The 13,465-nt window shown below is 50.9% G+C and carries 13 protein-coding genes; 11 read left to right on the top strand and 2 right to left on the bottom strand.

Annotated features, from left to right (window positions below):
* Positions 1 to 41: 41 nt before the first annotated feature.
* The gene (locus J7392_RS03705) at positions 42 to 1,811 is read right to left on the bottom strand and encodes a hypothetical protein (RefSeq protein ID WP_209216246.1); all 1,770 of its coding nucleotides are present in this window, start codon (positions 1,809 to 1,811) and stop codon (positions 42 to 44) included.
* A 178-nt stretch (positions 1,812 to 1,989) separates the two neighbouring features.
* Here J7392_RS03705 and J7392_RS03700 point away from each other — a divergent pair, with 178 nt between their 5' ends.
* Entirely contained in the window at positions 1,990 to 2,142 is a 153-nt protein-coding gene (locus J7392_RS03700; RefSeq protein WP_209216245.1) for a DUF1127 domain-containing protein, read from the top strand.
* A 74-nt stretch (positions 2,143 to 2,216) separates the two neighbouring features.
* Positions 2,217 to 2,624: a GNAT family N-acetyltransferase gene (locus J7392_RS03695; protein WP_209216244.1), complete on the top strand. Its 408-nt coding sequence runs from the start codon at positions 2,217 to 2,219 to the stop codon at positions 2,622 to 2,624.
* Here J7392_RS03695 and J7392_RS03690 read toward each other — a convergent pair.
* On the bottom strand, positions 2,621 to 3,028 hold the full coding sequence (locus J7392_RS03690) for a hypothetical protein (protein ID WP_209216243.1): 408 nt from the start codon (positions 3,026 to 3,028) through the stop codon (positions 2,621 to 2,623). The two genes, J7392_RS03695 and J7392_RS03690, sit on opposite strands and share 4 nt — an antisense overlap.
* A 66-nt stretch (positions 3,029 to 3,094) precedes the next feature.
* On the opposite strand from J7392_RS03690, the gene J7392_RS03685 reads away from it, so the two are divergent.
* The 9 genes from J7392_RS03685 to J7392_RS03645 all read left to right on the top strand — a co-directional run bounded on the left by J7392_RS03685 (position 3,095) and on the right by J7392_RS03645 (position 13,464).
* On the top strand, positions 3,095 to 4,039 hold the full coding sequence (locus J7392_RS03685; protein ID WP_209216242.1) for an SIS domain-containing protein: 945 nt from the start codon (positions 3,095 to 3,097) through the stop codon (positions 4,037 to 4,039).
* A 3-nt stretch (positions 4,040 to 4,042) separates the two neighbouring features.
* Entirely contained in the window at positions 4,043 to 4,327 is a 285-nt protein-coding gene (locus J7392_RS03680; protein WP_209216241.1) for a hypothetical protein, read from the top strand.
* A 13-nt stretch (positions 4,328 to 4,340) separates the two neighbouring features.
* Positions 4,341 to 5,918 carry a polysaccharide biosynthesis/export family protein gene (locus J7392_RS03675; protein WP_209216240.1) on the top strand — a complete coding sequence of 526 codons (1,578 nt, stop codon included), beginning with the start codon at positions 4,341 to 4,343 and terminating at the stop codon, positions 5,916 to 5,918.
* 9 nt (positions 5,919 to 5,927) lie between these two features.
* The gene (locus J7392_RS03670) at positions 5,928 to 6,719 is read left to right on the top strand and encodes an ABC transporter permease (protein ID WP_209216239.1); all 792 of its coding nucleotides are present in this window, start codon (positions 5,928 to 5,930) and stop codon (positions 6,717 to 6,719) included.
* Positions 6,719 to 7,375 (top strand): ABC transporter ATP-binding protein, encoded by a 657-nt coding sequence (locus tag J7392_RS03665; RefSeq protein ID WP_209216238.1) that lies wholly within the window; start codon positions 6,719 to 6,721, stop codon positions 7,373 to 7,375. The genes J7392_RS03670 and J7392_RS03665 overlap by 1 nt, the downstream gene beginning before the upstream one ends.
* Before the next feature lie 4 nt (positions 7,376 to 7,379).
* Entirely contained in the window at positions 7,380 to 8,471 is a 1,092-nt protein-coding gene (locus tag J7392_RS03660) for a hypothetical protein (protein WP_209216237.1), read from the top strand.
* An 82-nt stretch (positions 8,472 to 8,553) separates the two neighbouring features.
* Positions 8,554 to 9,381, top strand: a complete 828-nt coding sequence (gene kdsA, locus J7392_RS03655; protein ID WP_209216236.1) for a 3-deoxy-8-phosphooctulonate synthase — start codon at positions 8,554 to 8,556, stop codon at positions 9,379 to 9,381.
* A gap of 20 nt (positions 9,382 to 9,401) precedes the next feature.
* Positions 9,402 to 12,698 carry an HAD family hydrolase gene (locus J7392_RS03650; protein WP_209216235.1) on the top strand — a complete coding sequence of 1,099 codons (3,297 nt, stop codon included), beginning with the start codon at positions 9,402 to 9,404 and terminating at the stop codon, positions 12,696 to 12,698.
* Positions 12,691 to 13,464 carry a CatB-related O-acetyltransferase gene (locus J7392_RS03645; RefSeq protein WP_247744448.1) on the top strand — a complete coding sequence of 258 codons (774 nt, stop codon included), beginning with the start codon at positions 12,691 to 12,693 and terminating at the stop codon, positions 13,462 to 13,464. The genes J7392_RS03650 and J7392_RS03645 overlap by 8 nt, the downstream gene beginning before the upstream one ends.
* The last annotated feature ends 1 nt before the right edge of the window (position 13,465 follow it).

Raw genomic sequence — 13,465 nt, 5'->3', positions numbered from 1 at the left:
ATATAATTGATCTACGATGATTAAGTCAAGCTTAAACAAGATTACGGCGTGTTTGCTGTACCTTCTGGCTCAAAGTTCCCAATGGCATTCATGATCTCTTCAGGGGACATTGCATTGGAAATGGTAGCCAAAATGGTTTTACCTGCCTCATCCTCTGGTGAATCCCGCAGCTCCACATTCATTTCACGCGAGCTTGGGAGTGGACGACCGTCCGCAGCTGACATCACCAGGAACTCGTCCCCCTTCTGTTTGAAGAGAACCATCTGACGGCCAGCACCCACCTTATACTGACGCGGCAGGTAACCGCGCTCTCTGAGAAAAGACATCAGCTTCACCGGCTTGGAGTTATTCATATTTTTGGAAACCCGTGGGGCAGGGGGCGTCACTGGAGGAAGATCAGGCTTTACCTGCTCAACTTCCTGCGTGTCGGCCGTTTTAGAACTGATTGCGGCGACCTTTGCCTCCTTCTTGCTCTCCAACAGCCCCATGCGGCGCATATCTTCCTGCAAGTTCATTGTAATCTCGATAGTATCACGAGCCGCCATCAGCTGGGAAAGCTGCTGAACCGCCTCCGGATTGCTTTCGAAATACTTTCTGCCACCGGGCCAACGATATACGAACTGGGCGTCGACCGGAGATCCACCGCCGCTATGGCCACCGAAATTACCAATGGGATCAAAGAAGCTCTTCACTTTCTCTCGCATAGCCCGAACTTCAGGCACAAGATCACTGCGATTGAAGTTAGCTGTGACGACATCATGCTGCTCGAGGACTTCCTCGCCTGTATAGCAGAGAGCAAGCTCGTTTGGACGACCAACAACCGGCCTAAGCTCCATGTCACCGTTTATCCTGGGTATGCGATCAAAATTATCGACAGCGGTCTCCCCACCTCCATTAATTGGGATGTAAGCGATTATTTCACCAGACTGGATCTCCTTGCCGGGCTTAACCCTTGCTGTTAGCTGCCCTGTTTCATCATTGAAAGAGTACGACGCCAGATCTGCTCTCTCTTCTACAAACAAGAAGGTTTCATCATCGCTGACAGCAAATAGAACGTTGGATTCATATTTTTGGAGGCCAGTAGGGATCTGAACGCGGTTTGCAGCAAGGGACATGCCATGCTCCTTGATCCAGCGACCAATTCCCTGAACATCTTCGCGACCAGTCATACGTGCGGGCCCGATGCGCTGCACCATCGCTCTTGCTTGAGGATCATTACCACCAGGTCGTGCCTCGATGTGCATAGCAACATCCATTCGATCAACCGCATTGCTACCGAGTGCCCTGAAACAAGGGAACAACCCAAAGATGTTTCTCGCCATCATACGAGCTCCGGGAGCCTGCGCTACAGTCGCAAAGCTATGCAGTTTGACGTTATTCAGGGGAGCAATCATGTCGCGGCTCTGATTTAGGGCGGCCGCTACCATCGCGGTTGAGGAAACCTCTATACGATCTTGTTTCGAAAGGCGCGGCGCCGAAGCTTCTGCGGGCTCTAATGGCGCCTCATAGTCCACCACAACACCAGGCTCCTCACCATTCTCACGACTTTCATAGTAGTCTTCCCAGAAGCCCTCCTTATCGATCCCGTTGGCCTCCAAATACTGATCAACCACGTTCATAGTGACACCGGAAGCGGCCTCCATCACATCGGGCCCGATGTCTGCGATCACATTGTCCAAGAAGTTGCGTGACTCCTCGTCAGTGTATCGGCCGGTTATGGACTGTGCTGAACTCGGCAGGGCGGGGGCCTTAAGAACCTGCGAGATGAGATCGGTTTTCTGCTGCTGAGATAGCGTGATTTCTTTGGACATGAATAGACTCCTGTGTTGGCTCGCAGATAGAGCATATTTTTGCAAGGGTCACGCTATAACCAAGTATTACTTGATAAGTAATCATAGCTCTGCGCTTTCTGCAATGCAGCATTGCAAACTTATCCATAGTAATACTTGTACGGATAGCGCAAATGATCGCTATCACAAGGATACAACCATGAACAAGATCAAAGAAATTTTTGCACGGATGCGCAAGGACTACATCCGCAATCGGACATTCAAAGTCCTCTCAAGCCTGAGCGATAAGCAACTTCGGGATTTGGGCTACGAACGCGGCACCCTTCGGCACAACATCTATCGGGCCGGATAATGCCAGGCTCCGCGATACCAAGTAGGGTTGCTACGCCCGTTCCGGTACGCGGAGGACTTCCTGAATGGAGGTCAGTGCTCAAAGCACACTATAGAAGGCTGTCGATATCCTCTCGAAGGAAGAGATTTCTCGCAGCGGTTAGAGAAGACGCCCTTGATACCGTCGCAGAGAAGTCAAACCCGGACCTTCTTATTGGTATCGAAGAGAATGACCGAACATGTGCTGTCTTGGAAATTCACCGGACAGCGCATGGACATGCCGAGATCGCAATATCAGTAGAGGATGCATATCAAGGCCGAGGGTATGGCACCCGCCTGTTTGAAGCAGGCATAAAACACGCTCGAGACATGAACGTGAAAACTGCCGACCTCTACTATCACAGTGGAAACATCGGTGTTGCAAGGCTTGTCGCCAACGCAGGCGGCACCTACACACGATACGGATCAGACATCTGCGCCGAGATAGACTTGCGTACCTGTTAGTAGGGCAACCCCATTAGCCGGGCGAGTTCCAGAGATCTATCACCAAACGTCGTCAGAAACTCTGCTGCCTGGTTATTTTCGACAAATCCCAGACCCCACGCACCAATTCCGACAATGATGGCTAGCATCGCGGCAGACAGGGCTGCTTCCACTACTGCTTTGATGATTATTAAGGGCAGGAAGAGTAGTTTCAGGAACCCCCATAGCAAGATGGGCAGCGTCATCCAAAACGGGCGGGCACTGTCGAACGTAAGCATTCCAGACCTGGCAAAAGAACCCTTACCTTCATAGGGCCGGTTCACCACCCTTACATCAATAGCTTTCTTGGCAGCACCAGACGAAGTCCCCTTTCGTTTGCGCTTAGCAGGCTGCACACCTTTTGCCTTATCTTCTTGACTAATCATGAACCGTTAACCTTTCTTAAAGGACTACTATGGTAACAATCCTTCATTATTTGAGGGAATAGTAACATGAATTCGGAAACAGAACGTCAAAATTCGGCGATAATTCAAATGCTCGATGCCGAGCAAAATGTAATTCTTAAGATGCGCGACCTGCTGAAAAGCGGATGGCCTGAGTTTGATCAGGCGGTTGAGCTGATGCACAAGGCTACCGCATGCGGCAACGGCCGTGTGATTCAGACCGGCATGGGCAAAAGCGGTCACGTCGCCAAGAAGGTCACTGCCACAATGGCGTCCTTGGGCACACCGTCTCATTTCGTTCATCCGGCTGAAGCATCCCACGGGGATCTGGGCATGCTCACAAAAAATGACGTTCTTGTCTGCTATTCCAACAGCGGTAACACATCTGAGCTAGCTGCTATCCTGCAATACGCAGAGCAAATTCAGGTACCGATCATCGGTATCACCATGGGTGTTGAATCCACTCTTGCGAAAGCCGCAACTGTTCCACTGATCATCCCTAAGATGCCCGAAGGTTGCGCTCTGGGGCTCGCTCCGACAACATCGACAACGGCGCAAATGGCTCTTGGCGATGCACTCTCCGTAGGTCTCAGCTGCAAACTTGAATTCGGCCGCGATAACTTCAACACACTGCACCCGGGTGGCTCTCTTGGAACCAGTACGACTAAGGTAGCTGAGCGCATGATGAGCGGTGGTGATATGCCTCTCATTCAACCTGAAACCGACTCTCAAGAAATTTGCTGGATGATGGCCAAGGTCCAAACTTCGATTGCAGGTGTGATCGATGAAGCTGGCAATCTGATTGGTATCGTACATGCCAAAGATGCATCGCCCGCGCAGCTGAAGTCGGCCCATGATCTGATGCGTACAGTAGAGCCGGTTGTATCCCCTGAAGATACTGTCGCCACTGCCGTAAACCGCATGCAGAACAAGGCTGTCACGGCGATCTTCGTTGTTGATGGGAAGCGTCCCGTCGGAGTCTTCCGGACCTGATCGATGAAAAAACTTCTAATCATACCGGTCGGTCTTCTGGTGGCAGGGTGTGCAAGCACCCCGCCACAGTATGAAGATACCTTCATCCCGGCGCCAACTGATTTCCGCATCGAGCAAACCCCGGAGCCTGTCGAAGAAGAAATTCCCGAACCTAAGGGTGAAGATGAGTTCGTCTCGGCAAACGGAGAAGTCTGTTCAGTAACCTCATCTGGTACCGGAACTAAGGCAATCTGCAAATCCGGAGATAGCCTGACTGAAGTTCAGGACATCATCTCCGGGTCAATCTGACCAAAAGGTTTTTATGAATATTATCATGAAAGTATTCCTCATCACGATGGGTGTCATCTTCATGTCTGTCAAAGGCGTGTTTGCCAACCCTGTTGAAGAGCAAGTTATTGCGCCCTTTGGCGCTTCGATATTCGAGGCTCCCTCATCCTCGAACGCGGCCGCCATAACTGATCCGTATCGCCAGATCGGTTATGGCGACCGCCTCCTAGTTCGCATGTGGGGTGGCACAGAATATGAGCAGATCCTGATGGTAGATGCTGAAGGCCGCATCTTCATCCCTCAGGTGGGACCGGTCCTCGTGGCCGGTAAACCCCTTTCTGATGCCCAGCAATCCATCAAGTCTGCGGTTGGCAAGATCTACAAAGACAATGTTTCCGTCCACGCTACTCTTGCTGAGATCAACCCTATCAGCGTGTTCGTAACCGGTAACGTCGTGTTCCCAGGTCGTTATGAAGGCAGCCAGTCTGATACTATTCTGGATTACATTGTGCGTGCTGGCGGTATTCGCCCGCTCTCTGGTAGCTACCGCGATATCAAGATCAAGCGAGCCACCTATGTCGAAGCCGAGTACGATTTTTACGACTTCATCTTGAATGGTGACATGCTCGAGTATGACTTCCGGCATGGCGACACCATCGTAGTGGGTGACAAAGATTTCTCTGTTTCAGTCTCCGGTGGTGCACAAAACGATAATATCTTCGAATTCCTGTCTGATGATATTGATGGTGCGGATATCCTTGACAGGGCCCGCCCAGACAATGGGATCTCCCACGCTATGGTTACACGCACCACAGGCGTAAACGATAAGGATATCTATCTCACACTGGAGGATTTTGCGTCCTTTGACATGGCTGATGGAGACCTCGTCACATTCCGTAGAGATACCGTATCGGACACAATTTCGGTTCGCATCGATGGTGAAGTCGCTGGTCAGAAAACCTATTCCTTGAAGAAGGGTGCAAGCCTCAAGCAGCTACTGTCTTTTGTTGCTGTGGACGCGAAGATCGTGAACCTGAAAGCTGTACACATTGAGCGTCCGTCAGTTGCCATTGAACAGAAGAAAGCCTTGGAGCAAAACCTGATGCGGCTTCAGCAAGCAGCCCTGACACAGCGTAGTGCTAGCGGCAGCCAAGCCCAGATCCGCGCAGCTGAAGCCGATATGATCACGGCTTTTACGCAATCTGCTCGGGAAGCTGAGTTTTCGGGTAAGGTGACTATTAGCCGCCACGGCGAAGTATCAGACATCGTTCTTCAAGACGGAGATACGATCATCGTTCCGCGCAAGAGTGATGTGGTGCTCGTAAGTGGTGAAGTTTTGATGACCAACGCGATCCTATATGAGCCTGGCCTGCGCGTGAAAGATTACGTCGCTATGTCAGGGGGTCTAACGAACAACAGTGACCCTGATCGCTTTGTGATCAACCATCAGGACGGCAGCTCCTCGATTGCAAGTGCGGACACCAAGGTGAAGAATGGGGATCAGATCCTCGCTATGCCGAAAGTAGACAACAAGAACCTGGCGCTAGCGAAAGACGTTGTTGGGATCATGTATCAGATCGCCATGGGCACTCGCGCCATCGTATCGCCGTAAGGATCAAAGATGTCTATCACAGCAGCTATTGAGACACGTCGACGCGTGATCGGAGCCCTTCTGTCCAGGGAAGCAAAGAAGCGGTTTGGGGGTAACTATGTCGGCCTCCTCACCGCGTTCTTTGAGCCCCTGGTGCAGGTCGCCTTCTTCGGACTGATCTTCTATGCAACCGACCGTCAGGGCCCGCATGGGGCCTCTGTGTTTCCGTTCATGTTGACCGGTGTTCTGCCATTTCACCTGTTTTCCAAAATTATGACAATGGGCATGAGTGCAATCGATGCCAACAAGACCCTTTTATCTTACCCGGTTTTGAAGCCAGTCGATACGGTCATCGCCCGCGCTATTCTAGAATCTCTTATTTACATCATGTCCTTCATCAGCTTGATGGTAATCTGCCTGTATCTGGAACTGATCCCCGAGATCGCACGGTTTGAATACCTATTCTTTGCTATGCTGTTCGCTACATGCATAGGCCTTGGAATGGGCATACTATCTGCTGCCGTACTTTCTCTATCAGCTTCGGTGAAAAGATTTGTTCCTGTTGTCAATCGCGTCCTGTTCTTGACCTCTGGCGTCTTCTTTTCAGCAAGCATGATACCTCAGTTCGCGCGGGAGTATTTCTTGTGGAACCCGATGCTCAATATCACCGAAATGGCGAGATACGGCACCTTCCAGAACTACCCACCCAACTATTTTAACGTTCCTTTTATTCTTGCTGTGGTAGTGATCTCCATCACCGCAGGTTTGGTTGTTCTTCACTATGCAGAGTCCAATCCTAAAGCCAGAATACGAGGATCTTAATGCTCCGTTTCGAGCACGTCACAAAGTTCTATAAAACCCCTAAAGGCAAGAAGGTCATCCTTGATGATCTGACCCTAAACGTACGCGCTGAAAAGGGCTTAGCCATTCTAGGCATGAACGGGGCAGGGAAGTCCACAATGGTACGGATGATCTCCGGTACAGAACTGCCTACCAGTGGCAAGATCCACAAGGAAGGTCGGGTTTCCTGGCCCATGGGACTATCAGGATCCTTCCAGCCCAGCATGACAGGACGAGACAACGTACTCTTTGTTGCGCGCATTTATGGCCAGAATGAGCAAAAAATCATTTCAGAGGTCGAGGGTTTTGCAGAACTTGGCGACTACATGGATATGCCAGTGGGGACTTACTCCAATGGTATGAAAAGTCGTCTGGCCTTCGGCCTGAGCTTGGCTGTCTCATTCGACATCTACCTGATTGACGAGATCATATCGGTAGGGGACCGCCTCTTCAAAGAGAAGAGCAGGGAGATGCTTCAGGATAAGGTGAAGGGATCGAAAGTGGTCCTGATTTCACACCATGAAGAGACAGTGCGAGAGTTCTGCGATAAGTGCGCAATTCTGAGAGGCGGTACACTCCAAGTGTACGAGGACGTCAACGAAGCCTTCACGGCGTTCAACAGTATTTCTGAAAGATAATATTATGCAAAAGCTAGTCAAATTCTCCAAAAAATATTCCTTCACCGCTCTCTTCATCGCAATGGTGTCAGTTTGCGCCTTCTACCTTTTTGTCATGGCAGCCGACCGTTTCATTTCTGAATCCAGGTTCACCATAAAATCGCAATCTGAAGGCGCCGCATCGGGCCTAGATCTTGGCATTCTGGGCGGTACCAGCGCTTCCAAACAGGACCAGCTCGTCATCAGAGATTATCTGAAATCGCATGACATGATGGTGAAGGTCGTAGAAGAGTTTGGTCTGGATATCCTTTCTGCCCCTTCTAAAGACATCCTGTGGCACATCAACGCAGACACTGAGATCAAGAGACTGCTGGCGCATTATAGAGCGCTAGTGGACTTCACCTATGATGAGGAAGCATCAGTTTCTACACTGATCACCCAAGGCTTTGATCCTGAAACATCGCGCAAACTTAACAACTATCTGCTTGATGCTGCGGAGAACTATATCAACGAGTTTACCAAGAAGACCTCCGCGAGCTTCATTACCTATGCTCAGCAAGACGTCGATGAGGCATACCAAGAAGTAACAGAAGTCATGAACCGCATTCGTGACGCTCAAGAGAAGAACGCGATGGTCGACCCTGAGAACGACATCAAGGTGGTGACCAGTTCTATCTCCGCTCTGGAAAATCAACTGATCGAAGAAAAATCAGTACTGTCGAGCCTACTTACCACCTTCCAAGAAGGTACGCACAAGGTCCAGGCCCAGCGCAAGGTTATCCAGAATATCGAGACCCAATTGAGCGAAACAAGATCCCGCATGGCAGGCAGTGGCCCTGAAAACACCGATCTGGCAGCCGCGAGCGTCAACTTCAGTCGACTGAACAGCGAGCTTGAGTTTGCTCAAGGAAAATACGCGTCCTCTATGAAGACACTGGAAGCCGCCAAGGTTCAGGCTATGCACTCCCGCAAGCACCTGATGATCATCGATCACCCGGATGTCCCTGACTATGCCGAGTACCCGAAGCGCTTGATAGCACTAGCCTTCTGCATTGTTGTTATCCTTGTATTCATGGTTCTTGCGAAATCAGCCATGCGCATCCTCAAGGATTACTAGCGCTAATTTTAACTTTTACTTGCCTATTCATGCGGTCATAGCTATGGTGCCCTCACATTATTTTTTTGAGGATACCCCAACTATGACCGCACCTAAGATCGTGCATATCGGCGAAATCGCCGTGAGCAACAATCTCCCCTTCGCCCTGATAGCCGGACCATGTCAAATTGAGAGTGAAGCTCACTCCTTGGAAACCGCTGAGCAGATCAATGAAATCTGTGTACGCCTGGGCATTCCGTTCATCTTCAAATCGTCCTTCGACAAGGCAAACCGCTCGTCCATCTCGACGATGCGTGGTGTAGGCATGGAAAAGGGTCTGGCCATTCTTGAGGCCGTCAAAAACAAGCTTGATATTCCAGTTCTGACCGATGTCCACGATGCTTATCAGTGCGATGAAGTCGGCGCCGTTGTTGATGTCCTGCAAATCCCAGCCTTTCTGTCGCGACAAACAGACCTGCTCGTTGCGGCTGGCAAAACCGGCAAAGCAGTCAACGTGAAAAAGGGGCAGTGGATGGCACCTTGGGACATGAAAAACGTTGCTGATAAACTGGCTTCCACAGGGAACACCAACATCATGCTCTGCGACCGTGGCACAAGCTTCGGCTATAACGCACTGGTATCCGACTTCCGTGGTCTGCCTGTGATGGCGGAGACCGGATATCCTGTCGTGTTCGATGCAACCCATTCGGTACAGCAGCCTGGTGGCAACGGCGCAACCTCTGGCGGTCAGCGTGAATTTGTTCCGGTCCTGGCACGTGCCGCCACTGCTGTTGGCGTTGGCGCTCTGTTCATCGAAGCACACGAAGACCCCGACAATGCCCCCTCTGATGGCCCCAACATGGTGCCGCTGAATGAGCTTGAGGCCCTGTTGAGCAACCTTCAGTCCATCGACAACGTCGTAAAATCCTAAAGCGTAAGGGATCGCTATCTATGTCAAAAATTCATATCTCTAGCGACTTCCTTATGACACAGGAGAGCGAACAGCTTTCCAACCTAAGGTGGGTAACTGACCTACTAAACAGACCAGTAGAGGAGGGGGCAGGCGTAAAACCTACTCCCTTCATTGGTCACGATACGGCAAGCAACAGCTTCAATCGCCTTGAGTTCTTTCAACTCAGTGACCTGTCTCTTGATATGCAGGCTACCCATACTTGGTTTGATCCCGCGAAAATCACAGAAGCATCCAAGAAATTTCTCTCCAACTTCATCTCTTCCGAGGACCTTGTCATCGGCTACGAGCTGTCGAAGCAGACACGCTTCATCCTCGATAGCATGGGGATCACCTATATCGACCTGTGGCTTCACCCGGTGCGCTTCATGGACGACATTATGTTCGCCATGGGCTCCAATAATTCTAACCTTGGGGCTTCCCTGGCACAGGGGGAAATCAATTCCCGAACCATGCAGCTCTATGCAGATCGCCTCAAAATTCAGTCCTACAAAGGCTGGGAACGCAAAGATCCGATTATCGTTGATAACTCTGCGCTTTTTGTCGGGCAGACCTTGAACGACAAGTCCGTCCTCAAAGATGGCCGCTTCCATAGCGTTCTAGATTTCCGTGCAGAGATGACCAAACTCTCAGAGAGCCATAATCACGTCTATTACTCTCGTCATCCTTTCTTGAAATCCGGTGACGAGGCTGAGTTAGAATTTGTTCTCGGACTGCCAAACACATCTATCACATCGCTGCCTTCCTATAAGCTCATCTGTCATCCCCGCATCAACTGCGTGGCAGGCCTCTCTTCCTCTGTCCTGACAGAAGCCAAGCTGATGGACAAAGAGACCCTACAGTTAATGCAGAGCCCCTACACCCTTAAAGCTCTTCAAGGGTCGCCTGACGCCTATGCTACGCGCATGCATGAGGTCATCGACCCAAGCTTCTGGAACACCATCCTCAGTACGCTCTCTGGACACCCATTCTTCACACAGTCTCGATCTCCAGAGAGCGTCTCCTTCATCGACGGAAAAGATAAGCTGCGCGATATGCTCGGCTTCTATTGGGGCTATGGCGACATCGATAAGACCGAAAATATGAGAGTGGCCAAAATCAAAAGCGCGGCTGCTGCCAAACCTGCATCCGGTACGATTTCTTCTCGTCAGTCCTCGGCAAACATCACCGCGATCAAGCGCAAGATCGAAAATGCGGACGTCGTTGCCTTTGACATCTTCGACACCCTGGTAGAGCGGACCATCAACTCTCCTAATGATCTATTCGGCCTGATCGCGCCCTCCACAGACAAGGTTGTTGCCAACCTGTCCTCATATTTTACAGACCTGCGTAAACGTGCGCGAAAGCTGGCTGAAAACGCAGCTTTCGGTGAAGAGGTTTTGCTAAAGGATCGCTATAAAGCCATTGCCGACAAGGCCAGCTTAAACGCGGAGCAAGAGACCGCGCTTTATAATCTGGAAGTAGCTGCTGAAGAACAGGTCCTTCGCCCTCGCTGGGTTGGTAAGGAGCTTTATCAGTATGCTTGCCAAGCCGGTAAGCGCGTTATTCTTGTCTCGGACACCTTCTTCGAACCTGAAGTTATCCACAATATTCTCGAAAACTGTGGATACTCGGAGCATGCGAAATCCTACCTCTCCTCAGAGGCGGGGGCCCTTAAGGCGACCGGAAACCTGTTTGGCACGGTCATCAAGGAGGAGGGGGTGGATCCTTCTTCTATCCTTATGATTGGAGACAATGGCCATTCAGATGTTACTCAGGCTAAGGCCTTCGGCCTTGAGGCATGTCATATTCCTGACAAGGCACGTATCTCAACTGATGCAAGCCCAGCGCTGATGCGTGCCCTGCGTGACATTTCAGATGCACATACCAAGACCATTGCAACCGGACTTGTGTCACACAAGTACACGCAAGCCGCTATTCCAAACGATGCAGGCTTCACCAGAGGTGATGTCACCCAGCTTGGCTATGGCGTTTTGGGGCCGATGTTTGCAGGGTTCGGAAAATGGATTTTGGACAATGCCCGGGAACGAGAAATCACTGATATCTACTTCCTGGCCCGCGATGGGGCGATTGCAAAGAAGTGCTATGAAGCAATTGCTACGGACAATGCGCCTGCGCCACGTGCACACTACATCTACGCGTCTCGACGCTCCAGCCGGGTAGCAGCTCTCGAAACGGTATCAGACATCCTGAATATTCTGGAAACCAGCTTTTCTCCCACTCCCCTCAAAAGCATCATCGAGTCTCGTTTTGGCATCGATATTAGCTCAGTGAGCCCCGCAATCCTTCGTGATTTTGGCTTCCAGTCCACGCAGCAGATCGTGCAGCCAATCGACAATTACGAAGCACTCACTGGTTTGGTGTCCCACCCGGAGGTGGCTGCCCTGATCCTTGCAAATGCGAAGACCGAGCGCGAAGAACTGCTGGCATACTATGCGGAACACGACCTGCACGAGAGCCGCATCGGCAGAAAAATTGCTTTCGTCGATATCGGTCATTCCGGTACCATTCAACAAAGCCTGTGTAAGCTCCTGAAACTGGAAGAGACAACTGGACTCTACTTCGCCACCTTTGAGGGCATTAAGGAAAATCTGGGAAGCTCCACTGGCCTAGGATACTATGCTTCCAATATCTCATCTGAGGATCGCGCCCACCCATACAAGCGCAATCTCCTGATGTTCGAGACTGCATTCCTCAATGAAGATAGAAGCTTTGTTCGGATTAAAGAGGGCTCCCCGGTCTTTCTAGACTCCGCAGAGGACGAGACCCGATCAAACCTTAGCCGGGAGCTACATGCCTCCATTGCCGAGTTCTGTGAGGATCTGACCAGCATTCTTCGACACTTTGAAGTCGAGATCAAACTGACCCCGGAAGAAGCCACAGCTCCTTTTCTTGGGTACCTCTCTGAGCCATCGGTTCTGGATGCCTCTATCTTCAAAGGTATTGGTTTTGAAAATCAATACAGCGGTCGGTCAGCTTCTTGGATCATTCCTACAGACGCGAACCTCCCTGCGATCTGGAAAGCAGGCGCCGAAACGCTGCGCGGCCGTAAAGCAAAAATCCATAAAGGTACTGGAGGGAAGCGCAAAGGAGCCACCCTCATGCCTGAGCCTGATCACCTTACACATCGCCTCTTCAGCGCTGGTGTCGAAATTCTCCTATCCCAGGCAAAGCGACGCAAATTCCGCACGAAGAGAGATCGCTTCTTCAATGACAGCAAAAGCGCTGTCGTCCGCATGTTCGGCGCTGCTGTATATGGAGGACCGGACAATGCTTAAGGATCAAAGAGATTTCCTCGAAGAAGCCGGTGTAACTCTTGGCGCCGCCAATCACGAAATTCACTTTGGCGTAGGCAAGCATAGCCGCGTAGAGATGGAAGCGCCTTGCGAACTGAGGGCAGGGCGCTTCGATATCGAACGCATAGGAGCCTTCTCCTACCTTGGTGGTGGCAACACCATTGCGCGCAATATTGGTACCATCGGCCGTTTCTGTGCCATTGGTCCAAACCTCTTCGCTGGTCCTGTGGAGCACCGCACTGACACTATCGCTCCCCATCCAATCTTTGAGGGAAACTGGGGTGGGAAATGGAGTGCCGTTGATGAGTTCTACGCCCACAACCCAGATGTAATCTCCAAAGCTAGGTCTGAGTATGACCATACCTGCGGCCATGGCGTCTCAAAGATCCATATCGGCAACAACGTGTGGATCGGGGAAGGTGTCTTTATCAAGAAGGGCGTCACTATCGGGGATGGTGCCATCATTGCGGCGCGAAGCGTTATTGTGAAAGATGTCGCCCCCTTCACCGTCGTCGGAGGAAACCCTTCATCGGTGATACGAAAACGATATCCTGATCATATTATTAGATATTTCTTGGATCTTTGCTGGTGGAATTACGGCCTGAAAGCTCTTCATGGCGTTGATTTTAATTCTGCTGAAAGTGCAATCTGCGACATTGCTAACAACATTAATCGTCTAAACTTGAAACCTATAAATTTTCCACGCGTCGCCGTGAACGAAGATCATAGCTGCGAATACCTAGCATAAG

This window comes from Sulfitobacter sp. R18_1 (assembly GCF_017743915.1).
Taxonomy (GTDB): domain Bacteria; phylum Pseudomonadota; class Alphaproteobacteria; order Rhodobacterales; family Rhodobacteraceae; genus Sulfitobacter; species Sulfitobacter faviae.
Note: the sequence above shows the minus strand (reverse complement) of the source record. Positions and strands in the feature narration are given on the sequence as shown.

Bases quoted from the DNA above. Each gene is read 5' to 3' on its own strand.
- J7392_RS03705 (WP_209216246.1), bottom strand. From the start codon at position 1,811: ATGTCCAAAGAAATCACGCTATCTCAGCAGCAGAAAACCGATCTCATC.
- J7392_RS03700 (WP_209216245.1), top strand. From the start codon at position 1,990: ATGAACAAGATCAAAGAAATTTTTGCACGGATGCGCAAGGACTACATC.
- J7392_RS03690 (WP_209216243.1), bottom strand. From the start codon at position 3,028: ATGATTAGTCAAGAAGATAAGGCAAAAGGTGTGCAGCCTGCTAAGCGC.
- J7392_RS03685 (WP_209216242.1), top strand. From the start codon at position 3,095: ATGAATTCGGAAACAGAACGTCAAAATTCGGCGATAATTCAAATGCTC.
- J7392_RS03680 (WP_209216241.1), top strand. From the start codon at position 4,043: ATGAAAAAACTTCTAATCATACCGGTCGGTCTTCTGGTGGCAGGGTGT.
- J7392_RS03675 (WP_209216240.1), top strand. From the start codon at position 4,341: ATGAATATTATCATGAAAGTATTCCTCATCACGATGGGTGTCATCTTC.
- J7392_RS03670 (WP_209216239.1), top strand. From the start codon at position 5,928: ATGTCTATCACAGCAGCTATTGAGACACGTCGACGCGTGATCGGAGCC.
- J7392_RS03665 (WP_209216238.1), top strand. From the start codon at position 6,719: ATGCTCCGTTTCGAGCACGTCACAAAGTTCTATAAAACCCCTAAAGGC.
- J7392_RS03660 (WP_209216237.1), top strand. From the start codon at position 7,380: ATGCAAAAGCTAGTCAAATTCTCCAAAAAATATTCCTTCACCGCTCTC.
- kdsA (WP_209216236.1), top strand. From the start codon at position 8,554: ATGACCGCACCTAAGATCGTGCATATCGGCGAAATCGCCGTGAGCAAC.
- J7392_RS03650 (WP_209216235.1), top strand. From the start codon at position 9,402: ATGTCAAAAATTCATATCTCTAGCGACTTCCTTATGACACAGGAGAGC.
- J7392_RS03645 (WP_247744448.1), top strand. From the start codon at position 12,691: ATGCTTAAGGATCAAAGAGATTTCCTCGAAGAAGCCGGTGTAACTCTT.